Genomic DNA, 21,450 nt, shown 5'->3' on the forward strand with positions numbered 1-21,450 from the left:
TGATGTTAGTTGACAGCCATTGCCACTTGAATTTCGAGGCGCTTGCAGGCGATCTTGACGCCGTCGTCGCGCGGGCGAAGAACGCCGGCGTCGGCCATATGCTGACCATCGGCACGAAGCTTCGGGAGTTTGCGAGCGTGCGCGCCATTGCCGAGCGGTTCGAGAATATCCACTGCTCCGTCGGCGTCCATCCGCATGAGGCGGAAAGCGAGAGTGATGAGGTCTCAACGGCAACGCTGGTCAAACTTGCGGCGCACCCCAAGGTCGTCGGCATCGGCGAGACGGGGCTCGATTACTACTATGATCATTCGCCGCGCGAGCTGCAGCAGAAATCCTTCCGCCAGCATATCGCCGCGGCGCGCGAGACGGGTCTGCCGCTCATCGTGCATACCCGCAACGCCGATGCGGACACTATCGGGATTTTGCACGATGAATATGCGAAGGGGCCCTTCACGGGCGTCATCCACTGCTTTAGTTCCGGTTGGGAAGTTGCTGAAAAAGCAATGGAAATCGGATTTTACATCTCAATCTCCGGGATCGTGACCTTCAAGCCCTCCGACGAGCTTCGCGCTCATGTGAAAAAGATCCCGCTTGAGCGGCTGCTGGTCGAGACGGATGCACCGTTTCTCGCGCCCGTGCCAAAGCGCGGCAAGACAAATGAGCCCGCCTTCGTCGCCCATACGGCCGCCCAGGTCGCGGCGCTGAAAGGCGTTGAGCCGGACCAGCTCGCGGACATAACCACGAATAATTTCTTTAACCTTTTCAATAAGATAGAACGGACAGTTTAATGGAGGTGACAATCCTCGGCTGCGGAACCTCCGGCGGGGTTCCGCGGATTGGCAATGAGTGGGGCGCGTGCGACCCCAATGAGCCGAAAAACCGCCGCCGCCGCTGCTCGATCCTTGTGAAAAATAAGGCGACGCAGGTGCTGATCGACACATCGCCCGATATCCGCGAGCAGCTTCTCGACGCCAATATCGACCGGCTGGACGGCGTTGTCTGGACGCATGAACATGCCGACCAGTGCCACGGCATTGACGAACTGCGCGTGCTCGCCATCCGCAACCGGGGCCGGGTGAATGTCTGGGGCGACCAGAAAACTCTCGATATCCTGATGCGGCGCTTCGATTACTGCTTTCGCCAGCTTGACGGAAATCCGTATCCGCCGGTCCTCAACGAACATGTCATCAACGGGCCGTTCAGCATTGGCGATATTGATTTTATTCCGTTCGAGCAGGATCACGGCACGATCACCAGCCTCGGCTTTCGCATGGGGCCGATCGGCTATTCCAACGATCTCGTCCATCTCGATGACCGGGGGTTCGAGATCCTGGAAGGCGTCGATACCTGGATCGTCGATGCCATGCGCTATACGCCGCATCCGACGCATGTGAACCTTGAGACGGCGCTCAAATGGATCGAGCGGCTGAAACCGCGCCGGGCGGTGCTGACCAACATGCATGTCGATCTCGATTACCAGACACTGCTTAAAGAGCTGCCGGCGGGCGTCGAGCCGGCCTATGACGGCATGGTGATCCGCGCGTAAGCCGGTGCGCGACTGTCGCAGGTTGCCACAGGCGCGTCGGCTTGCGTTTTCCAATCATGAGAACGGAGCGCGGCGTAATGGATGCCGCGAGAGCATTTTCCTGCACAGGGGGCTTTGAGATCTACCGGGGGGCTTTGGGGTACAGGGGGCCTTTCGCCCGGAAAGTGGCTTTCTGCCACATCCAATATTTTCCATAATATATATTATGCGCAAAACGGATTTCAGAAAGCGGACGGTAGTTGATCCTCCCTCTTGTCTTTGCGCGGCAAATAATCTTGCATGCTGTTCCGGGTCTGCGCGCGGGCTTCCATGAGGTGATGCGCCCGCAGCCCGAGACCACGCTCGCTCACGCACCGTCCGCCGGGCCGTAAAGAATTGCCTCGATCGTCTCCGGGTCCCCGGCGTCGATGACGGTTACCGCAACGTCATAGGAAAATCCCTGCCGCGCGAGCGATGCCAGTTCTCTCTCGCGCTGGCCTTCCTTCGCATCCGCCTTGCGATACGGACCGAAGCGCCGCTTCTTCACCAGCTTCGCGGCGGCCTTGAGATCGAGCGCACGCCGATCCGCGCCAAGCGCCCCGATCGCATTGTCGCGGTCCGGCTCGGTAAACTCCATCGCCTGAAGCCGCGCCTCGATCTGCGCAAGCGAGCGCCCGTCCCGCACCATAAGGCGCGCCTTGCTCGCGGCATATTCCGTGTCATTGAGAAAGCCGGCCTTGATCAGCCGCGCGATCACCGTCTCGACATCCGCTGCAACAGTGCTCATATCAAGGCCGAGCGCCTCGGCATGCGGCGCCGCCTTGGCAAGCAGATGGCGGCGCATCTTGTGGCTCGTCGCGGCAAAGCGGTTGAGATAGCGAAGCGCCTGCTCGTAGAGCCATTTCTCGCCGGGCTCCATAATCTTGCGCGGGCGGCGGCGCGCCCTATCGTCCGTCTCGTCACTCATAGGCCCATGTTACTTATGGCTATTTGAGAAGGAAATCCCTTAAACTGACCGAACCCACGCCAATTTGCTGAAAGTTTGCCCATGTCGTCCTCAACCATCCCGTCTCCTATCGATCAACTTCTTGAAATCATGGCGAAATTGCGCGATCCGGACGGCGGATGCCCGTGGGATCTGGAACAGAGTTTCGAGACCATCGCGCCGCACACCATCGAGGAGGCCTATGAGGTGGCGGAGGCCATCGCCCGGCGCGACATGCAGGAGCTGAAGGACGAGCTTGGTGACCTGATGTTTCAGGTTGTCTTCTATGCACAAATGGCCAGGGAGATTGGTGAATTCGATTTCAATGATGTGGTGCGCGCGGTCTCAGAGAAGATGATCCGCCGCCATCCGCACGTCTTCGGAACGGAAGATATTCCAACCGCCGAAGCGCAGACCGCCGCCTGGGAAGAGGTCAAAGCGCGCGAGCGGGCCGAGAAAAGTGCCCGCGCGGGCCTCGAGGCGGACGCCGACGCCCTCACCCCGCCCTCGGCGCTCGATGGTGTCGCCCTCGCCCTGCCCGCGCTCACCCGCGCCGTAAAGCTGCAAAAGCGCGCCGCCCGGGTCGGCTTCGACTGGCCCGACGTCAGGCCGGTTTTCGACAAGATTCGCGAGGAACTCGGCGAGTTGCAGGCGGAGATTGATACAAAGGCCGACGCGGCGCGTATCGCGGAAGAATATGGCGATCTCCTCTTCGTCATCGCCAATCTCGGACGGCATCTCGCGCTTGACCCTGAAACGGTACTGCGCGCTGCCAACCGGAAATTCGTCCGCCGCTTTCAAGGCGTCGAGAAAATCCTTGCAAGAGACGGAAAAACGCCCGCGGAAAGCACGCTCGAAGAGATGGATGCGATCTGGAACGAGATCCGCGCAGCGGATAAACTCGCAAATAGTTCAGATAGTTAGCGGATATCTTTTAGGATTTTCTCAAGTCGGCCGAGGTTCTCGGCTGAGAATTTGACATCGATATGCACCATATCGTCCCGATCCTCGCGCGCCAGCACGGTGCCGTGGCGATAGATCCAGGAGAGCGTCGCCCCGTCCGAGGCCGGGATATCGAGGCTAAGCTCTTTCTGGCGCGCCGTCAGCCGCGCCTCAACAAGGGCGAGGAAACGTTCGATCCCCTCGCCCGTTATCGCCGAAATCGCCACCTGCCCGTCCGAGCGGCTGGTGCTGTTCTCGAGCTTCTCCTTCTCATCGGGCGCGAGGCGGTCGATCTTGTTCAGAACCTCGAGATAGAGGTCGGCATCATCGGTATCGACGCCAAGCCGCTTCAGCACATCGAGCACATCCTGCCGCTGCGCCTCCGTCTCGGGATGGGTGATATCGCGGACATGGACGATCAGATCGGCCTCCAGCACCTCCTCGAGCGTTGCGCGGAATGCGGCGACAAGTTCGGTCGGCAGGTGCGAGATAAAGCCGACGGTATCCGAGAGGATCACCGGCTGCCCGCCCGGCAGGGATACGCGTCGCATGGTCGGATCGAGCGTCGCGAAGAGAAGATCCTCCGCATAGACATCGGCCGCCGTCATGCGGTTGAAGAGCGTCGATTTTCCGGCGTTGGTATAGCCAACAAGCGCAACGATCGGGTACGGCACGCGTTTTCGCTTGGCGCGGTGAAGCTCGCGCGTCTGGACGACGGTCGCAAGCTGGCGCTTCAGCTTCGTGATGCGCTCGTCAATCAGCCGGCGGTCGAGTTCGAGCTGCGATTCACCGGGCCCACCAATAAAGCTGAGCGAGCCGCGCTGACGCTCCAGATGCGTCCAGGAGCGGACAAGCCGGGTGCGCTGATAGCTGAGATGGGCAAGCTCGACCTGTAGCGCGCCTTCACGTGTCTGCGCCCGTTCGCCGAAAATTTCGAGGATAAGGCCCGTCCGGTCGACGATCTTGACCTGCCAGCGGCGCTCGAGATTGCGCTGCTGGACGGGCGTTACCGGCCCGTCGATGATGACAACGTCGATTTCAGAGTTGCGGATGAACTCGCCGAGTTCGTCGATCTTCCCCTCGCCGAACAGCGTGCCGGGCTTCGCCTTTGCGAGTGGAACGATTTCCGCGTGGACAACGTCGAGCGCAATCGCCGCGGTCAGAGACACGGCCTCTTCAAGGCGACCCGAGGGGTCGCGTAATCTGTTATCGGTGGTTTTCCTGAGATAAGGATGCAGGACAAGCGCCCTCTCCCCCGAACGTATTCCCTCCCGTTCCGATGGTTCATCCATTCAGGAATCAAACCCGCATCGCCGACAGTTCCGTCACCCGTCAGCCGAAGGATCGAAAAGCTGTATCGGTCCAGCCGGCATTACGGTTGAAATGGCGTGCTTGTAGACCAGCTGTTCATGACCGTCCCGGCGTAAAAGAACGCTGAAGTTGTCAAACCAGCTGATAGCCCCCTGCAGCTTCACACCATTAACCAGAAATACCGTTACCGGCATCTTTTCTTTACGTACTTTGTTCAGAAAAACATCCTGTACGTTTTGTGACTTTTCAGCACCCATCTCGAATTATCTTTCGTCTATCCTGTTACGTTGTCTCGCCTTTTTACGATACTCTTTCGGCCTGTTTTATTATTTACGCGGTTATTCGGAAAAAGTCTCCCTGACATAAGGATTTGTAGGAACAAACTCAAGCATTATAACGCGGAAATTGCAACAATTTCCAGCACTGTCATAAAATGCGACACACTCTTTGCGGGGCCCTCATGCGGTTTCCCTCGCCATGAATTTTTCGTAAAGCGCGCGCAACTTTTGCGAAACGAGCCCGGGGTGGCCGTTTCCGATCACCTTGTCGTCAACTTTTACCACCGGCAGGACGTAGGACGTGCTGCTGGTAAGAAAAACCTCCCGCGCGTCAAGAAGTTCCGCGACCGAGAAACTTCTTTGTTCAAACGCGATGCCGTTCTCTTTGAGTTCCAGAAGAAGCGCGGCGCGGGTAATACCCGCCAGAATTGAATTTCCGGTCGGTCGGGTGACGATTTTCCCATCTTTTGTCACGATCCAGGCGTTGGTGGAGCTCCCCTCCGTCACCATGCCCTCTTCATCCACGAGGAAGGCTTCATAGGCGCCGCGCTCGCGCGCCTCCTGCTTGGCGAGGACGTTGGGAAGCAGCGAGACGGATTTGATATCCCGCCGCGCCCAGCGAATGTCGGGAAGCGTGATGACCGCAACCCCCTCCGCCGCGGTTTTTGCCGCCTTGGCAAGGGGCAGCCGGCGCGCGGTTATTACAAGCGACGGTGTCGCATTCTTCGGGAAGGGATGATCGCGCGGTGCGACGCCCCGGGTAATCTGCAGATAAATGATGCCGTTCACGATCCCGTTGCGGCGGATCACCTCGCGCATCACCATTTTAAGCGGTTCGCGCGCCATCGGCGCGACAATGCGAAGCTCGCCAAGGCTGCGCCACAGGCGATCGAGATGCCCGGCTTCATCGATCAGGCGTCCGCCCGATATGGTCACCACCTCATACACGCCGTCAGCGAACTGATAGCCCCGATCCTCGATATGCACGGCGGCATCGAGGTGGCGGACATAGCGGCCATTCACATAGGCGATTCTCGACATTTTTCGTAACCTTTCACCGTCGCCAGATGGCCGGGTTGAGAAGTGAGAGAACGGCCAGGATCTCGAGCCGCCCGATCAGCATTGTTATACAGAGTATCCATTTCGAGAAGCGGGGCAAGGCATCATAACCGTGAAATCCACCGCCGCCCGTCAATCCATCCGCAAGGAATGTCGTTGCCGCCGATCCGGCGGTGGCGAGATTGGTTGTCGCAAGGATCAGCGCGGTCGGCATCTGCAGGCCATCCGCGGTGAGCAGCAGGGTCACCGCCACGAGACTGAGGCAGTAGAGGACGAAGACGCTCCAGGCAGAGAGAATCTGCTGGCGCTCCACCCGCTCGCCGCCATATTTGATGACCGCGACGCTGCTCGGATAGCTGAGGCGGCTGATTTCCTGCCCGGCAAGGCGCGCGAGGATGCTGAGGCGCATCAGCTTGATACCGCCCGCCGTCGAGACCGTGGCGCCGCCGACGATCATCAGCAGCAGGAGCAGCAGCAGCGCGCCGACCGGCCAGTAGTACACCCCCTCGCCCGTGATAACCGGCATATTGATGCCCGTCGTCGTGACGGCGGAGACGGTGTTGAAGATCGCATATCGCAATGTCTCGAGCGCCGGCAGATCGGAATGCGGCAGCATGAGGAGAAAGACGAGCAGGCTGGCGAAGACGATCATCGCCAGCAGGTAGCGATACTCCGGATCCTTGAAATAGGAGCGCCGGTCGCCGTTGAAGAAGGACCAGTGGAATGAAAAATTGATGGCGGCGATGGTCATGAAAACCATCAGCACTGCTTCGACGATGCGATCCGAGAGAAAGGCGTCGGCGCCGCTACTGGTCAGGAACCCGCCGGTCGAGAGAACGCTGAAGGCATAGCAGACGGCATCGAAAAGGCCCGTCCCGGCAACCAGCAGCGCCGCGATGCAGGCAGCCGTCAGCAGCGCGTAGATCTTCAGCAGCGAGAGAACGGCGTGGCCGAGCCGCTGCGTCACCGGACGGGCGCTCACTTTCGCAAGTGCGCGGGTGAGCGGCGTCGTGCCCGGCAGGTTAAGCACCCCCGCCAGCATCGAGAGGAAAACGAGAACCGAAAAGCCGCCCGACCATTGCAGGAGGCTGCGCCAGAAGAGGATCGGTCGCGGCGCGGCGGCAACATCCGCAAGGATGGTCGCGCCGTTGGTGCTGAAGCCCGACAGCGCCTCGAAATAGGCGTTGGTCGCTGACGGGATGGCGCCGCTGAGATAAAAGGGCAGCGCCGCGAAGGCCGGCACCATGATCCAGATCAGCGTCGCGGCAAAAAACGTTTCGCGCCGCCCGAGGGTGGTGAACTCCTGGCGCATCGCGAGCAGCATCCCGCCTCCGACAAAGAGGGTGACGAGCCCGGCGACAAAGAAATCGAAGGCGAGCGCCCCCTCGCCCGACAGCAGGCTGAACGCCATCGGCGCCAGCATCAGGAGCGCATGCAGGGAAATTCCCCAGCCGACGATTGTGAAAACGTGCGCGAGCTGCATCGGCCTAGAAAAACTCTAGCCCGACCGAGAACATGCTCTCCATCTTCTGGATGACATCCTGAAGGCCGAGGATAATCACACGGTCATTGGGCTCGATCACCGAATCGCCGCGCGGCAGGATGACCTCCCCGTCATGGATCACGGCGCCGATGATGATGCCGGGCGGCAGCTTGAGATCGCGGAGCGGCTTGCCGACGAGCGGCGAGGTTTCGAGCGCCACCCCTTCCACCACCTCGGCCGCGCCGTCGCGGAAGGAATGCAGGCCGCGGATCCGGCCGCGGCGAATGTGGCGGAGAATTTCCGAAACCGTGGTGGCGCGCGGATCGACCACGACGTCGACGCCGAGCGAGGTGACGAGATTGCCAAACACCGGGTTATTGATCAGGGTGATCGCTTTGCGGGTCCCCTGCCCCTTGGCGAGCAGCGAGGCGAGAATATTGACCTGATCATCGTTGGTGAGCGCGACGATGGTCTCGGCGCGCGCGGCGTTCGCCTCCTGCAGCAGATCGGGATCGAGCGCGCTGCCATGCAGCACGACGGTGCGCTCCAGATCATCGGTGATGCGCTCGGCGCGGGCGCGGTTGGAATCGATCAGCTTGACCGAGACATTGCGCATCTTTTTCTCGATCAGCTGCGCAAGATGCAGCCCGATATTGCCGCCGCCGATGATGACGATGCTGCGCGCCTCCTCCTCCTCATGGCCGAACAGCGGCATGACGCGCTCGACATGGTTGGCATCGGCAGCGAAATAGACGTCATCACCCGGGAACATCTGGTCCTCGCGCTCGGGCACCCGCATCCGTCCGTCGCGATAGATGGCAAGCACCGTGACGTTGAGGCCCGGGAAAAGCTCGGTGAGCTGCTCAAGCGGCGTGTGAATGATCGGGCAGTTTTCATCGAGCCGCACGCCGATCACCTGCACCTTGCCGTCCGCAAAGCTCACGGTATCGAAGGCGCCCGGCACCTTCAGCCGGCGTTCGATGGCGCGCGCGACCTCCATCTCGGGCGAAATGATTGCATCGATCGGCATATTTTCGCGGGCGAAGAGCTGCGCCCACTGCGGCCGGATGTAATCCTGCGCGCGGATGCGGGCGATTTTCTTCGGGATATTGAAAATCGAATGCGCGACCTGGCAGGCGACCATATTCACCTCGTCGCTGTAGGTCACCGCAATCAGCATATCGGCATCATCGGCGCCGGCCTCCTCCAGCACGGCCGGATGCGACGCGTGGCCGACCATGCTGCGGACATCGAGCTCATCGCCGATCTTGCGGGCAAGTTCGGGCGACATGTCGATGATGGTGACGTCATTTTTTTCCTGCGCAAGCTGGCGGGCAATATTTGAGCCGACCTGGCCGGCGCCGCAGATAATGACCTTCATCTCACTCTCCCCTCCCGCCTCTTGCTACTCGAACGGACGTTTGCGATCCCCGTTGCCGATACCGAGCGTCTTCAGCTTGCGATGCAGCGCCGAGCGCTCCATGCCGACGAAGCTCGCGGTGCGCGAGATATTGCCGCCGAAGCGGTTGATCTGTGCCTCCAGATATTCCTTTTCAAACCGCTCGCGCGCCTCGCGGAGCGGCAGCGCCATGATCTCGGTATGCTCGTTCTTTCCCGTCATCACGATCTGCGCGGCGCCGGCATCGGCGGGCACCATGGCCGCCGTAATCGGCGCGGTGCGATCCTCCCCGGCCATGATCATGATCTGCTCGATCACGTTCTTAAGCTGGCGCACATTGCCGGGCCAGCTTGCCGCCTGCAGCACCGCGATGGCGTCCTCGCCGACTTTACGCGGCGGCACGCCGGCGCTTCGCGAGAAGCGCTCAACAAAATAGCGCGACAGCGGCCCGATATCCTCCGGCCGCTCCTTCAGCGGCGGGATGGAGAGCGGGACGACGCCGAGGCGGTGATAGAGATCCTCACGCAGGCGATGCGCGGCCATCTCCGCATGCAGATCGCGGCTGGAAGACGAGATAATACGCGCATCGACGCGGATTTTTTCTGTCCCGCCAACGCGCTGGAACGACTGATCGACGAGAACGCGCAAGATTTTCCCTTGCGTCTCAAGCGGCATATCGGCGATTTCGTCAAGGAACAATGTGCCGCCATGCGCCTGCTCCAGCAGGCCGCGCCGCGCCCCCTTGACGGAGCTCATCCGTCCGTCCTCAACCCCGAAAAGCTGGATCTCCAGCCGCTCGGGCGCCAGCATCGCCGCGTTCAGCACGACGAACGGGCCGTTCTTGCGGTGCGAACGATTATGGATGAGGCGCGCCACCACCTCCTTGCCCGAACCCGAGGGACCGGTGATCAGCACCCGGCTGTTGGTCGGCGCGACCTTGTCGATCGACTGCTGCAGCTGCAGCATAATGTTGGAACGGCAGACGAGTTCGGTCATCACCTCGCCGCCGCGGGTCTTGAGTTCATTGACTTCGCGGCGAAGACGCGCCGCTTCCAGCACGCGCTCGACAAGCTGGATCAGCCGCTCCGCCTTGAAGGGCTTTTCAATAAAATCATAGGCGCCGAGCTTGATGGTCTGCACGGCGGTTTCAATATTGCCATGCCCCGAGATCATCAGCACCGGCAGATCGGAATGCTCCTTCTTTACCGCCTGCAGGATTTCGATGCCGTCCATCTTGCTGCCGCGCAGCCAGATATCAAGGATCAGAAGGCCGGGCCGGCGGTGGGCAATCTCGGCAAGCGCCGCGTCACTGTCGGCGGCCATGCGCGCCTCATAGCCTTCATCTTCGAGAATTCCGGCGACAAGGCCGCGAATATCAGCTTCATCATCCACAATCAGAATGTCTGCAGACATCGTTAATCATTCCCTGTTTTCAATCGGCTTTCGGTAACGGGAAAAGCGATGCGGACGATGGCCCCGCTGCCGCTCTCGGGATCGCCCATCGTGAGCGTTCCGCCGTGCTCTTCCATAATCTTGTTGACAATTGCAAGACCAAGCCCGGTTCCCTTGTCGCGATGCGTGACATAAGGCTCGGTCAGGCGGTTGCGGTTTTCTTTGGGCAGGCCGCGGCCGTTATCGATGATCTCGACGATAATCTCATCGGCGCCGACGATAAGATCGACCTCGATGCGCCCGCGCGGCAGTTCCTCCGGCGCGCCGTCGCGGCCCTCGATAGCGTCTGCGGCGTTCTGCAGCAGGTTGGTCAGCACGCGGTTGACCTGCGGCGCATCGCAGGAGCAGATGACGGGGCTGCGCGGCGCATCGAACAGATAGTCGATTTCGGGATGGGCGATTTTTTGCAAAAACACCGCCTGCCCGACCAGCTCGCCAAGATCTTCGGGCTTGAAATCCGGCGTTGGCATCCGCGCAAAGGCGGAGAATTCATCGACCATCTGGCCGATGTCGCCGACCTGCCGGATGATGGTGTCGGTGCACTGGTTGAAGACCTCGATATCATTCTGGATCTGGCGGCCGTATTTGCGTTTGATGCGCTCCGCCGAGAGCTGGATCGGCGTCAGGGGGTTCTTGATTTCATGGGCGATCCGCCGCGCGATATCGCCCCACGCGGCCATGCGCTGCGCCGAGACGAGATCGGTGATGTCATCGAGCGTGACGACGAAGCCCTGGATATCGCCCTTCGACATTTCGCCCGCGCCCCGCACCAGCAGGTGACGATGCCCCTCCTCCGTCGGCAACTGCATCTGCCGCTCGGCGACGCGCGCAGGCCGATCGCGGATTTCCTCGATCAGTCCCGCCATCTGCGGGCGGAGGTCCGCAAGGCTGCGGCCGATCATCTCAGCTTCCGACAGGCCGAGGAGTTCCATCGCCTTGCGGTTCGGCAGGTGGATCAGCCCGTCACGATCGAGGCCGATGACACCCGAGGAGACGCCGGCGAGCACCGCCTCGGTAAAGCGGCGGCGCTCATCAAGCTGGCGGTTGGTTTTCTCAAGCTCGCGGCGCTGCGCGGCAAGCTGCCCGGTCATGCGATTGAAGGCGCGGCCGAGCATCGCCATCTCGTCATGGGCGCGGCTCTCATCCACCTTCACGCCGAGATCGCCCGCGCTCACCCGCTCCGCCGCCTTTACGAGATTCTCGATCGGCCCGACGATGCGCGAGGCGATGACCAGCCCGAACCAGACCGCCGCCAGCACCACCATCAGCGAGATGATGAAGAAGATGACGGCGAACTGGATCTGGATCCCGAAGCCCTCTTCCTTCAGCGCCTCATATTCCGCGGCGGCGGCGCGAGTGCGCTCAAGATGGGCGAGCACCCGCGGCTCGATATAGCGACCGACATAAAGGAAGCCGTCGAGCAGCCGGTCGAGACGGATCAGCGCGCGGACCTGATCGTCGCCCTCATTGGTCGTGATCACCACCTCCCGCTCGCGCGCATCGCGAAAGGCCTGCGGGTCGATCTTGTCGAACTCAAGCCCGAAGCTGAATTCCGACTGCGCGATGATGTCCTGATTGCTGTTGATGACGACCGCTTCACTGAGGTTGCGGGCGATCACCTGGTCGCTGAGGTAATTTTCGAAATGGATGCGGCTCTCCAGCACCTGCGGCGGCGCGCGGTTGATCTGCGCCGCCATGGCAAGGGCATCGGACTGGATATTCTGGATATGCTCCTTGATATAGGCATTGGCGACAACGATGGATTCGGAGACCGCCATATTCACCGGGTCCGAAAAATGCCGCTGGAAATAGATATTGAAAAAGAGCGCCGAGAAGAGCGCCACCATCAGCGCCGGGGCCACGGCAATCAGCGAGAAGAGGCGGAGGATACGCCGGTGCATCATGCTGCCCGAGCCGCCCGCCTGCCCCTTCCGCCAGGTGCGGATCAGCCGGTGCGTGATGATCACGGCGAGAATGACGACAATCACCACGTCCGCAATCAGCAGCACGCGCGTATAGGCCGGGTTGTCGATGGTCAGTGATTTATAGGTCGCGATCCCACTCAGGATGGCCAGCATCGCGACGAAAAAGGACGTCTTCGGTCCAAGGCCGATTTTCCGTGTCCAGCGGACAAACGAAAACGGCTGCTTTACGCTCTCCTGTTGCTGCTTTGCCATATCCTGACCAGAACTGTCCGCCTCTCCCGCCATATCGACGCAATTTCCGCCGGTACGGGACGAAATCTTTGCTCAAAATATCACATTGTGACATTCAAGCATCACTTGAGGCCGCGTACAACATGAATATCCAGTTCCCGGATCTTTTTCCGCAAAGTATTTCGATTGAGGCCGAGCAAGTCGGCCGCCTTGATCTGATTTCCGCCCGTCGCATCGAGCGAAAGCGACAGCAGCGGGCGCTCAATTTCGCGAAGAACCCGCTCGTAAAGGCCGCTTGGCGGCAGCCCGCCCGCATGCGCCGCGAAATATTTTGCAATATGCCGCTCGACGGCGCGGCCGAGGCTCTCATCCTCGGCCGGCGTCTCGTCAAGGCTGACAACCTCCTGCGGCTGCAATTCCTGCTCGATAACGGAGAGATTGATCACGTCATCGGAGTAAAGCGCCGCGAGCCGGCGGACGAGATTCTCGAGCTCGCGCACGTTGCCCGGCCATTTATGCCGCTTCAGCGCATCGAGCGCTTCCTTGTCGATGCTTTTCACCGGCAGCCCCTCCTCGCGCGCCTGGGCAAGGAAATGGCGGACGAGATCGGGGATATCCTCGGTCCGCTCCCGCAGCGGCGGCAGGCGAAGCGGAACGACATTGAGGCGATAGTATAGATCCTCACGGAACAGTCCCTGGCGGACAAACTGGCGGAGATCGCGGTTGGTCGCCGCGACAATACGGACATCGGTGCGGATCGCCGTCCGACCGCCGACGGTGGTATATTCGCCCTGTTGCAGCACGCGAAGGAGGCGGGTCTGCGCCTCGATCGGCATATCGCCAATCTCATCGAGAAAGAGCGTACCACCCTGGGCCTGCTCGAAACGGCCGATGGCGCGGGAATCGGCGCCCGTGAAGGCGCCCTTCTCATGGCCGAAGAGCTCGGATTCGATTAGCTCGCGCGGGATCGCCGCCATATTGATGGGAACGAACGGGCCGTTCTTGCGCTTGCCATATTCATGGAGCGCGCGGGCAACCAGCTCCTTCCCCGTGCCGCTTTCGCCCGAGACGAGGACAGTGAGATCCGTTCCCATCAGCCGGGCCAGCACGCGGTAAATCTCCTGCATCGCCGGCGAGCGACCGATCAGGGGCGTCGGCGCCTCATCATCCTCCGCTCCGAAGCGGCTCGCCGCCATTTTCTTCGGCCGCGACAGGGCCCGCTCGACAACCTGCAGAAGCGCCTTCAGATCAAAAGGTTTCGGCAGATAGTCATAGGCGCCGCGCTCTGTCGCCTTGATGGCGGTCAGCAGCGTGTTCTGCGCACTCATGACGATGACCGGGATCTCGGGGCGGATTTTCTTGATCCGCGGCAGCAGATCGAGGCCATTCTCATCGGGCATGACGACATCCGTCAGGATCACATCGCCCGCCCCTTCCAGAACCCAGTTGTAAAGCGTCGCCGCGTTGGAGGTGGAGCGCACGATATAATCGGCGCGCGACAGCGCCTGTTCGAGAACGGTGCGAATGCCCTGATCGTCGTCGGCAACGAGTATCGTTCCGGCCATGTCAGTCGGCTCCTTTGCTGATGTGATAGACGGGCAGCCGGATCAGCACTTTGCTGCCGACGCCGGAGGTATCAAACTCGGCCGTGCCGCCATGATCACCGACAATTTTTGCGACCAGCGCAAGGCCAAGTCCGCTGCCGCCCGCCTTGGTGGTGACGAACGGGTCAAAGATATGCGGCAGAAGCTCTTCGGAGATGCCGGGGCCATTGTCCTGCACACCGACCTCAAGCGGCAGCTGCATTTTCTCCTGCGCGCCCGGGATGGCGAGGCGCACGCCGTGACGATAAGCGGTGCTGAGCGTCACCTCGCCGCCGATCTCCGGCGCCGCCTCGACGGCATTTTTGACGAGGTTCAAGAGGACCTGCACAAGCTGGTCGCGATTGCCGTAAACGAAGGGCAGCGACGGGTCATACTGCTCGCGAAAGCTGACGTGGCGGCCAAAACCCGTCTCGGCGATGCGCCGCACATGCTCCAGCACCTCGTGGATATTGACCGCCTCGCGCGCAATCGGGCGATCATCGGAAAAGGCTTCCATCCGGTCAACGAGGGCGCAGATACGGTCCGTCTCGTCGCAAATGAGTCGCGTCAGTGCCCGGTCGGCGTCGGAGGCATTCATCTCGAGAAGCTGCGCCGAGCCGCGAATGCCGGAGAGCGGGTTCTTCACCTCATGGGCGAGCATGGTCGCCATTGCTGTGACCGACCGCGCCGCGCCGCGATGGGTCAACTGGCGGTCCATCTTGGCGGCCATCGTCCGCTCGGCAATCTGGATGATCACATCCGGCGTATCATAGAGGCGCGAGACCTGCAGGTTGACATTCTTGATGCCGATTTTCGGAGTGCCGAGATCGACGCCATATTCGGCGACAGAATCGCCCTCCTCGCGCACCTGCTCGACGAGGCTGATGAGCGGGCTGTCAAAGGGTACGATATCGGTCAGGCGAAGGCGCAGCAGCCGTTTCGCGGAGAGGGCGAAAAACTCCTCGCCCGCCGGGTTGGTCATGCAGACAAAGCCGTCATCGCCGACGACGATCAACGGATCGGGCAAGGCGTTCAGAACGGCCAGCGGATCGATCTCGTTCCGCTTGCGGCGGAGGGGGGCGGCGGCTCCGGCTTTGGCCATCTAGGCACTCTCCTTCCAGCGAAGTCCCATGTAAAAATCCTCAATTGCGCGGCGCACCGCGGCCGGATCGTTCAGGCGAACGACGCGCTGGCGGAAGGCTTCCCCGCCCGGCAGCCGTGCCGCATACCAGCCGAGATGCTTGCGCGCATTGCGAAGGCCAACGTCGGTTCCGTAATGGCGAAGCAGCGCCTCATAATGCTCAAGCAGGACATCGCGCTGCTCCTCAAGGTCGGGATCCGGACGGAGCCGGCCGGATTTCAGATAGTCGGCGACCTGGCCTGCGAACCACGGCCGGCCATAGCTGCCGCGCGCAATCATCACCCCGTCCGCGCCCGACAGCTTGAGCGCCGCCTCGGCATCCTCCACGGTCTCGATATCACCATTGGCAATCACGGGAAGCGAGACGCTTCGCTTCACCTCGCCGATATAGGCCCAATCGGCGGATCCCTTGAAGAACTGGCAGCGGGTCCGTCCGTGCACGGTCAGCATCTGGATCCCGACATCCTCGGCGATGCGGGCAAGCTCGGGCGCGTTGCGGCTCGTATCATCCCAGCCGGTGCGCATTTTAAGCGTGACGGGAATGCGGACTGCCGAGACGGTGGCTTCAAGAATTTTTGCGGCGTGCGAAAGATCGCGCATCAGGGATGAGCCGGCCATACCGGAGGTCACCTTCTTGACCGGGCAGCCCATATTGATATCAATGATCTTCGCGCCGAGATCTTCATTGAGCTTGGCCGCTTCCGCCATAATCTCGGGATCGCATCCGGCGAGCTGGACCGCCATTGGCCCGGCATCGTCCCCCGTCCGGCTGATGCGGAGCGAACGGCGCGTCTCCGCAACCATCGCCTTGCTTGCGACCATCTCCGAAAAGACGAGCCCCGCCCCGTAGCGGCTGACGAGCCGGCGGAACGGAAGATCGGTAATGCCCGCCATTGGCGCAAGAAGCACAGGCGGGTCGATGTCGATATTTCCGAGGCGGATGACCATTTTTTAAGCAATAAATAAGATGACTATTAATTGGGCAATGTAGTGCGATTTTTGCTGCACCGCAATAGATTCATCGCCCTCCCGTCAATTTTATTGAACCTTTTCCGAACGCGCCCTATTGTCGGCGCATGACGAACATCGCCCTTATTGTCGCCGCCGGGAAAGGCACCCGGACAGGCCTTGATATCCCGAAGCAATATATTGAAATTGCAGGAAAAACGATCCTGCGCTGGACGATCGAGGCGTTTCTTCAGCACCCCGATATCGACGCCGTTCAGGTGGTGATTGCTGAAGACGGGCGGGCGCAATATGCGGCGGCAACGGAGGGGCTTTCGCTGCTGGCGCCGGTCATTGGCGGGGCGGAGCGACAAGAATCGGTCTGGCGCGGGCTGGAAGCGCTGTTGGCCCACGTACCGCAGTATGTGGTCATTCACGACGCGGCGCGGCCCTTTGTGAGCGGTGATCTCATTTCCCGGACGCTGCAGGCGCTTGAGGCGGGAGCCGAGGCCGCACTCCCCGCCCTCTCTATCGCCGACAGCCTGAAGTCGCTGGAGGATGGGCGCATCGCCGGCTCGCTCGACCGGAACCGTATCGTCGCTGCGCAGACGCCGCAGGGCTTCGCCTTTGCGCCCATTCTCGCCGCGCACCGCGCTTTCGCTGGCGAGGGCCTTGGCGATGATACCGCCGTTGCCGAGCGGGCCGGGATCGAGATCGTCCGCATTGAGGGGGAGACTGGCAACATCAAGATCACGACGCCCGATGATATCGCGACTGCGCGCCAGCGGATCGCCGGCGCTCTTACCGATGTACGGACCGGGTTCGGCTTCGATGTGCATGCATTCACGGCGGGCGACGGCGTCTGGCTTGGCGGGATCCATATTCCCCATAACGCGGCGCTGAAAGGCCATTCCGATGCCGACGTCGCGCTCCATGCGCTGACCGATGCGCTGCTCGGCGCAATCGGCGCAGGGGATATCGGGACATATTTTCCGCCCTCTGATACGCGCTGGAAGGGCGCGCCCTCGGATCAGTTCCTCACCCATGCGGCAGGGCTTATCGCGTCCCGCGGCGGCGTGATTGCGCATGTCGATCTCACCCTCATTTGCGAGGCGCCGCGCATCGGCCCGCACCGTGCGGCCATGCGCGAACGCATTGCGGGTCTGCTTGGCCTTCCTGAGGATCGCGTCTCCATCAAGGGCACGACGACGGAGAAACTCGGCTTCACCGGCAGGCAGGAAGGGATCGCAGCGCAAGCGGTCGCGACCGTGAGACTTCCCGAATGACGGCGAAAACGGCGCCCCTCCCCCTGCTGCATCCTGCGGTCATCCTCTCCACCTGGTTCTGGAGCGGCCTCAGCCCGAAAGCGCCGGGAACGGTGGGATCGCTCGCCGCGCTCCCCTTCGGCATTCTGATTTTCCATTATGCCGGCGCGCCCGCCCTTGTCCTTTCGTCACTCGCGATCTTCTGCATCGGCTGGTGGAGCACGAAGATTTATGTCGCGCGGACCGGCCGGGAGGATCCGGGTGAAGTTGTGATCGACGAGGTCGCGGGCATCTGGCTTGCGCTCGCGGCGGCGGATTTATCCCTGCTGATGATTCTTCTCACCTTTTTGCTGTTCCGCTTTCTTGATATCGTAAAGCCCTGGCCGATCGGCTGGCTGGACAAAAAGGTCAAAGGCGCCTTTGGCGTGATGATCGATGACTATGTGGCGGGGCTGATCGCCTTCGTCCTGCTGATAATAATAAAAGGGGTTTACTATGGGAATTTTTGAGCCGGAAATCGAGCGACTGGCAACGGACGTGCTTGCCAAATGCCGAGCCCGCAAATGGACGCTGGCAACGGCCGAATCCTGCACCGGCGGGCTGATCGGCGGCGCGCTGACCGATATCGCGGGATCGTCAGATGTTTTTGACCGCGGCTTCGTCACCTACAGCAACAAGGCCAAGGCGCGCGTCATCGGCGTCAGCACCGAGACGCTCCGCGCCCACGGCGCGGTCTCGGAAGAAACGGCGCGGGAGATGGCACTCGGCGCGCTGAAGACCGCTGGCGTCAATATCACGGTCGCGGTCACCGGTATCGCGGGACCGGGGAGCGCCGCACCCGGAAAGCCGGCCGGACTTGTCCACTTCGCCGTTGCGACCGAGGCAGGGATCGCCGAACATCGGAAGATGGAATATGGCGATATCGGCCGCTCCGAGGTGCGCCTTGCAACCGTCAAGACTGCGCTTCAGATGCTGAATACCGCGCTCGATGCCGGGTAACGGGAGAGAAGCTGCGCCGCCCACTCAGGCGGCGCTCGATCCGTAGAGTTCGGCCGCCCGCGCTTCAAAGGCCGAAATCATGCGCGTCACCGCCTCATTGAACAGCATGCCGATGGTTTTTTGCAGGATCATCGAGCGAAACTCGAAATCGACGAAAAAATCGACCTCGCAGCCCTTGGGGTGAGGGGTGAATTTCCAGTGATTGTTGAGATAGCGGAATGGTCCGTCCATATATTCAACATCGATGCGGCAGTTTTCTTCATCGAGCGTGACGCGGCTCGTGAATTTCTCGCGGAACAGCTTGAAGCCGATAACGAGATCGGCGAGCACGACATTATCCCGCCGCTCCTTGATCCGCGATCCGATGCACCAGGGCAAAAACTCCTGATACTGGTCGATTGCGGCGACCAGTTCATACATTTCCTCAGGTTTGTAGGGCAGAACCCGTTTTTCGGCGTGTGTCGGCATACTCTCTACGTTTACGCGCGGGGGGCTGTCAGACGTGCGCCCTTGCGGCAACGCTTCGCTCCCGCGCAGCTTTCAGTCTCGCAAAATCCTCGCCCGCATGGTGGCTTGAGCGGGTCAGCGGCGACGCCGAGACCATCAGGAACCCCTTGGCGTACGCCTGCTTCTCAAGCGCCGCAAACTCGTCCGGGGTAACAAAGCGGTCGATTGCGTGATGCTTGACCGTGGGTTGGAGATACTGGCCAATGGTGATGAAGTCAATATCGGCGACGCGCATATCATCCATCACCTGCAACACTTCATCCTTCGTTTCGCCAAGCCCGACCATCAGGCCGGATTTGGTGAACATCTCGGGGTCAATCTCCTTCACCCGCTCAAGGAGCCGGAGCGAATGATAATAGCGCGCACCCGGCCGGACGGAGGGATAAAGCTTCGGCACCGTTTCGAGATTGTGGTTGAAAACGTCGGGCTTTGCCGCGACGACAATCTCGAGCGCGCCCGGTTTTTTAAGGAAGTCCGGCGTCAGGATTTCAATCGTGGTCGTGGGCGCGGCCTCGCGGATCGCCTTGATAACGTCGGCAAAATGCTGCGCGCCGCCATCCTTCAGATCATCACGGTCGACCGAGGTAATGACCACGTGATTGAGGCCCAGCTTCTTGACCGCCGCCGCGACATTGAAAGGCTCGAACGGATCAAGCGGGTTCGGCTTGCCGGTCGAGACGTTGCAGAAGGCGCAGGCGCGCGTGCAGATCTCGCCCATGATCATCATGGTGGCATGCTTCTTCGACCAGCATTCGCCGATGTTGGGGCACGCCGCCTCCTCGCATACCGTGGTGAGGTTGAGGCCGCGCATCAGCTCGCGCGTTTCATGATAGGTTTTCGAGACAGGCGCCTTCACCCGGATCCAGCTTGGCTTGCGCTGGATCGGATTGTCGGGGCGGTTGACCTTTTCCGGATGGCGCACCCGTTTAATTGGCGTTGTCTCATTCATCATGTCGCCTCGAAGTTACGGGCGGCGCGGGCGCTCACCCTTGAAAAGAAGCTCTTTTGCTTCCACTAGAAATGGATTGCTTTGCCGTAAGCGTCAAGTACCGATTCGTGCATCGCCTCGGATATGGTCGGATGCGGGAACACGGTCTGCATCAGATCGATCTCGGTCGTCTCGAGCGTGCGGGCGATGCCGTAGCCCTGGATGAGTTCGGTCACTTCCGCGCCGATCATATGCGCGCCCAGCATCTCGCCGGTTCTGGCATCGAAAATCGTCTTGATCAGCCCCTCCGGCTCGCCAAGCGCGATGGCCTTGCCGTTGCCAATAAAGGGGAAGCGCCCGACGCGGATCTCATAGCCCGCCTCTTTTGCGGCGGCCTCCGTGAGACCGACCGAGGCAACCTGCGGATGGCAGTAGGTGCAGCCGGGGATATTTGATGTATTGAGCGGATGCACGTCCTTTTCGCCGGCGATCTTCTCAACGCAGATGACCCCTTCATGCGACGCCTTATGGGCGAGCCACGGCGGGCCGGTCAGATCGCCGATGGCATAGACGCCGGGCTCGCTGGTGCGCGAGTACTCATCGACCACCACATGGCTTTTCTCGACCTTCACTTTCGTTCCCTCAAGGCCGATATTCTCGACATTGCCGACGATACCCACCGCCAGAATGACGCGATCGAAGGTGTCGCTCAAGGTTTTGCCGGCCTTGTCCTTGAAGGTGGCGGTGACGGAATTTGCGGATTTCTTGAGTTCCGTGACGGTCGTTGCCGTCTTGATGGTCATGCCCTGTTTCTTGAAGGATTTTTCGGCGAATGCAGAAATCTCCGCATCCTCGACGGGAAGGATCCGGTCCAGTACCTCGACCACCGTCACATCGGCGCCGAGCGCGTTGAAGAAGCTCGCGAACTCGATCCCGATGGCGCCTGAGCCGATAACCAGCAGCTTTTTCGGCATCACATCGGGAACGAGCGCCTCTTTATAGGTCCAGACGAGCTTGCCGTCCGGCTCCAGCCCCGGCAGGGTGCGCGCCCGCGCGCCGGTCGCGAGAATGATATGCTTGGCGGCAACCGTCGAGACCGCCTTGCCGTCTTTCGAGACCTCGATTTTGCCCTTGCCGGCGAGCTTGCCGTGGCCATCGATGACGCTGACCTTGTTCTTCTTCAGGAGATGCTGGACGCCGTTCGAGAGCTGCTTCGCTACCTGCCGCGAGCGCTCGACGGTTTTCTTGAGATCAACGCTCGCGCCCTCGACCTTGATGCCGAAGGTCTCGGCCTGCTTGATCAGCGTATAAACATCGGCCGTGCGGAGCAGCGCCTTGGTCGGGATGCAGCCCCAGTTGAGGCAGATGCCGCCAAGATGCTCGCGCTCAATAACCGCCGTCTTCATTCCGAGCTGGGCCGCGCGGATCGCCGCCACATAGCCGCCGGGGCCGGAGCCGATCACGACCAGGTCAAAATTCGTCTCACTCATAT

The 21,450-nt window shown here is 61.0% G+C and carries 20 protein-coding genes; 6 read left to right on the forward strand and 14 right to left on the reverse strand.

Annotated features, from left to right (window positions below; all coding sequences use genetic code 11):
• The first annotated feature begins 2 nt into the window (after positions 1-2).
• On the forward strand, positions 3-788 hold the full coding sequence (locus tag V7Z56_RS09485) for a TatD family hydrolase (RefSeq protein ID WP_334129449.1): 786 nt from the start codon (positions 3-5) through the stop codon (positions 786-788).
• Entirely contained in the window at positions 788-1,546 is a 759-nt protein-coding gene (locus V7Z56_RS09490; RefSeq protein ID WP_334129176.1) for an MBL fold metallo-hydrolase, read from the forward strand. Before V7Z56_RS09485 ends, V7Z56_RS09490 begins: the two co-directional genes overlap by 1 nt.
• A gap of 346 nt (positions 1,547-1,892) precedes the next feature.
• Here the strand turns inward: V7Z56_RS09490 and V7Z56_RS09495 are convergent, their stop codons facing one another.
• A complete protein-coding gene (locus tag V7Z56_RS09495; RefSeq protein ID WP_334129177.1) occupies positions 1,893-2,492 on the reverse strand; it encodes a regulatory protein RecX in 600 nt (199 codons plus the stop codon).
• Positions 2,493-2,573: 81 nt separating this feature from the next.
• Between V7Z56_RS09495 and mazG the strand changes: the two genes are divergently transcribed.
• Positions 2,574-3,434 (forward strand): nucleoside triphosphate pyrophosphohydrolase, encoded by an 861-nt coding sequence (gene mazG, locus V7Z56_RS09500; RefSeq protein ID WP_334129178.1) that lies wholly within the window; start codon positions 2,574-2,576, stop codon positions 3,432-3,434.
• Here mazG and hflX read toward each other — a convergent pair.
• The 10 genes from hflX to dusB form a co-directional block, all read right to left on the reverse strand.
• Positions 3,431-4,744, reverse strand: a complete 1,314-nt coding sequence (hflX, locus tag V7Z56_RS09505; RefSeq protein WP_334129179.1) for a GTPase HflX — start codon at positions 4,742-4,744, stop codon at positions 3,431-3,433. The two genes, mazG and hflX, sit on opposite strands and share 4 nt — an antisense overlap.
• A 33-nt stretch (positions 4,745-4,777) precedes the next feature.
• Complete coding sequence (gene hfq / locus V7Z56_RS09510) at positions 4,778-5,020, reverse strand: RNA chaperone Hfq (RefSeq protein ID WP_334129180.1); 243 nt, start codon at positions 5,018-5,020, stop codon at positions 4,778-4,780.
• Between the two features lie 201 nt (positions 5,021-5,221).
• The gene (locus V7Z56_RS09515) at positions 5,222-6,082 is read right to left on the reverse strand and encodes a D-amino-acid transaminase (protein WP_334129181.1); all 861 of its coding nucleotides are present in this window, start codon (positions 6,080-6,082) and stop codon (positions 5,222-5,224) included.
• Between the two features lie 13 nt (positions 6,083-6,095).
• Positions 6,096-7,583, reverse strand: coding sequence for a TrkH family potassium uptake protein (locus V7Z56_RS09520; protein WP_334129182.1), 1,488 nt, complete (start codon positions 7,581-7,583; stop codon positions 6,096-6,098).
• 4 nt (positions 7,584-7,587) lie between these two features.
• Positions 7,588-8,964, reverse strand: coding sequence for a Trk system potassium transporter TrkA (gene trkA / locus V7Z56_RS09525; RefSeq protein WP_334129184.1), 1,377 nt, complete (start codon positions 8,962-8,964; stop codon positions 7,588-7,590).
• Between the two features lie 24 nt (positions 8,965-8,988).
• On the reverse strand, positions 8,989-10,395 hold the full coding sequence (gene ntrX, locus V7Z56_RS09530) for a nitrogen assimilation response regulator NtrX (RefSeq protein WP_334129185.1): 1,407 nt from the start codon (positions 10,393-10,395) through the stop codon (positions 8,989-8,991).
• Between the two features lie 2 nt (positions 10,396-10,397).
• Positions 10,398-12,644 (reverse strand): sensor histidine kinase NtrY-like, encoded by a 2,247-nt coding sequence (locus V7Z56_RS09535; RefSeq protein ID WP_334129186.1) that lies wholly within the window; start codon positions 12,642-12,644, stop codon positions 10,398-10,400.
• A 68-nt stretch (positions 12,645-12,712) separates the two neighbouring features.
• The gene (gene ntrC, locus V7Z56_RS09540) at positions 12,713-14,155 is read right to left on the reverse strand and encodes a nitrogen regulation protein NR(I) (RefSeq protein ID WP_334129187.1); all 1,443 of its coding nucleotides are present in this window, start codon (positions 14,153-14,155) and stop codon (positions 12,713-12,715) included.
• A 1-nt stretch (position 14,156) separates the two neighbouring features.
• Positions 14,157-15,275 carry a two-component system sensor histidine kinase NtrB gene (locus V7Z56_RS09545; RefSeq protein ID WP_334129189.1) on the reverse strand — a complete coding sequence of 373 codons (1,119 nt, stop codon included), beginning with the start codon at positions 15,273-15,275 and terminating at the stop codon, positions 14,157-14,159.
• The gene (dusB, locus tag V7Z56_RS09550) at positions 15,276-16,262 is read right to left on the reverse strand and encodes a tRNA dihydrouridine synthase DusB (RefSeq protein ID WP_334129191.1); all 987 of its coding nucleotides are present in this window, start codon (positions 16,260-16,262) and stop codon (positions 15,276-15,278) included.
• Positions 16,263-16,390: 128 nt separating this feature from the next.
• On the opposite strand from dusB, the gene V7Z56_RS09555 reads away from it, so the two are divergent.
• Genes V7Z56_RS09555 through V7Z56_RS09565 form a run of 3 tightly spaced genes read left to right on the forward strand, consistent with a single transcriptional unit; the run spans position 16,391 to position 18,523 of the window.
• Positions 16,391-17,545 (forward strand): bifunctional 2-C-methyl-D-erythritol 4-phosphate cytidylyltransferase/2-C-methyl-D-erythritol 2,4-cyclodiphosphate synthase, encoded by a 1,155-nt coding sequence (locus V7Z56_RS09555; protein ID WP_334129192.1) that lies wholly within the window; start codon positions 16,391-16,393, stop codon positions 17,543-17,545.
• Positions 17,542-18,033, forward strand: coding sequence for a phosphatidylglycerophosphatase A family protein (locus tag V7Z56_RS09560; RefSeq protein WP_334129193.1), 492 nt, complete (start codon positions 17,542-17,544; stop codon positions 18,031-18,033). The genes V7Z56_RS09555 and V7Z56_RS09560 overlap by 4 nt, the downstream gene beginning before the upstream one ends.
• Positions 18,020-18,523, forward strand: a complete 504-nt coding sequence (locus tag V7Z56_RS09565) for a CinA family protein (RefSeq protein ID WP_334129194.1) — start codon at positions 18,020-18,022, stop codon at positions 18,521-18,523. The genes V7Z56_RS09560 and V7Z56_RS09565 overlap by 14 nt, the downstream gene beginning before the upstream one ends.
• Positions 18,524-18,547: 24 nt before the next feature.
• On the opposite strand, the gene V7Z56_RS09570 is transcribed toward V7Z56_RS09565, so the two are convergent.
• From V7Z56_RS09570 to lpdA, 3 genes are all read right to left on the reverse strand, one after another.
• The gene (locus tag V7Z56_RS09570; RefSeq protein WP_334129195.1) at positions 18,548-18,991 is read right to left on the reverse strand and encodes a type II toxin-antitoxin system RatA family toxin; all 444 of its coding nucleotides are present in this window, start codon (positions 18,989-18,991) and stop codon (positions 18,548-18,550) included.
• Positions 18,992-19,019: 28 nt separating this feature from the next.
• Complete coding sequence (gene lipA, locus V7Z56_RS09575; protein ID WP_334129196.1) at positions 19,020-19,982, reverse strand: lipoyl synthase; 963 nt, start codon at positions 19,980-19,982, stop codon at positions 19,020-19,022.
• A gap of 62 nt (positions 19,983-20,044) precedes the next feature.
• The gene (gene lpdA / locus V7Z56_RS09580) at positions 20,045-21,448 is read right to left on the reverse strand and encodes a dihydrolipoyl dehydrogenase (protein ID WP_334129197.1); all 1,404 of its coding nucleotides are present in this window, start codon (positions 21,446-21,448) and stop codon (positions 20,045-20,047) included.
• Positions 21,449-21,450: the final 2 nt, after the last annotated feature.

The sequence above is a fragment of the Sneathiella sp. genome, from assembly GCF_036844445.1.
Taxonomy (GTDB): domain Bacteria; phylum Pseudomonadota; class Alphaproteobacteria; order Sneathiellales; family Sneathiellaceae; genus Sneathiella.

Bases quoted from the DNA above. Each gene is read 5' to 3' on its own strand.
- V7Z56_RS09485 (WP_334129449.1), top strand. From the start codon at position 3: ATGTTAGTTGACAGCCATTGCCACTTGAATTTCGAGGCGCTTGCAGGC.
- V7Z56_RS09490 (WP_334129176.1), top strand. From the start codon at position 788: ATGGAGGTGACAATCCTCGGCTGCGGAACCTCCGGCGGGGTTCCGCGG.
- V7Z56_RS09495 (WP_334129177.1), bottom strand. From the start codon at position 2,492: ATGAGTGACGAGACGGACGATAGGGCGCGCCGCCGCCCGCGCAAGATT.
- mazG (WP_334129178.1), top strand. From the start codon at position 2,574: ATGTCGTCCTCAACCATCCCGTCTCCTATCGATCAACTTCTTGAAATC.
- hflX (WP_334129179.1), bottom strand. From the start codon at position 4,744: ATGGATGAACCATCGGAACGGGAGGGAATACGTTCGGGGGAGAGGGCG.
- hfq (WP_334129180.1), bottom strand. From the start codon at position 5,020: ATGGGTGCTGAAAAGTCACAAAACGTACAGGATGTTTTTCTGAACAAA.
- V7Z56_RS09515 (WP_334129181.1), bottom strand. From the start codon at position 6,082: ATGTCGAGAATCGCCTATGTGAATGGCCGCTATGTCCGCCACCTCGAT.
- V7Z56_RS09520 (WP_334129182.1), bottom strand. From the start codon at position 7,583: ATGCAGCTCGCGCACGTTTTCACAATCGTCGGCTGGGGAATTTCCCTG.
- trkA (WP_334129184.1), bottom strand. From the start codon at position 8,964: ATGAAGGTCATTATCTGCGGCGCCGGCCAGGTCGGCTCAAATATTGCC.
- ntrX (WP_334129185.1), bottom strand. From the start codon at position 10,395: ATGTCTGCAGACATTCTGATTGTGGATGATGAAGCTGATATTCGCGGC.
- V7Z56_RS09535 (WP_334129186.1), bottom strand. From the start codon at position 12,644: ATGGCGGGAGAGGCGGACAGTTCTGGTCAGGATATGGCAAAGCAGCAA.
- ntrC (WP_334129187.1), bottom strand. From the start codon at position 14,155: ATGGCCGGAACGATACTCGTTGCCGACGACGATCAGGGCATTCGCACC.
- V7Z56_RS09545 (WP_334129189.1), bottom strand. From the start codon at position 15,275: ATGGCCAAAGCCGGAGCCGCCGCCCCCCTCCGCCGCAAGCGGAACGAG.
- dusB (WP_334129191.1), bottom strand. From the start codon at position 16,262: ATGGTCATCCGCCTCGGAAATATCGACATCGACCCGCCTGTGCTTCTT.
- V7Z56_RS09555 (WP_334129192.1), top strand. From the start codon at position 16,391: ATGACGAACATCGCCCTTATTGTCGCCGCCGGGAAAGGCACCCGGACA.
- V7Z56_RS09560 (WP_334129193.1), top strand. From the start codon at position 17,542: ATGACGGCGAAAACGGCGCCCCTCCCCCTGCTGCATCCTGCGGTCATC.
- V7Z56_RS09565 (WP_334129194.1), top strand. From the start codon at position 18,020: ATGGGAATTTTTGAGCCGGAAATCGAGCGACTGGCAACGGACGTGCTT.
- V7Z56_RS09570 (WP_334129195.1), bottom strand. From the start codon at position 18,991: ATGCCGACACACGCCGAAAAACGGGTTCTGCCCTACAAACCTGAGGAA.
- lipA (WP_334129196.1), bottom strand. From the start codon at position 19,982: ATGATGAATGAGACAACGCCAATTAAACGGGTGCGCCATCCGGAAAAG.
- lpdA (WP_334129197.1), bottom strand. From the start codon at position 21,448: ATGAGTGAGACGAATTTTGACCTGGTCGTGATCGGCTCCGGCCCCGGC.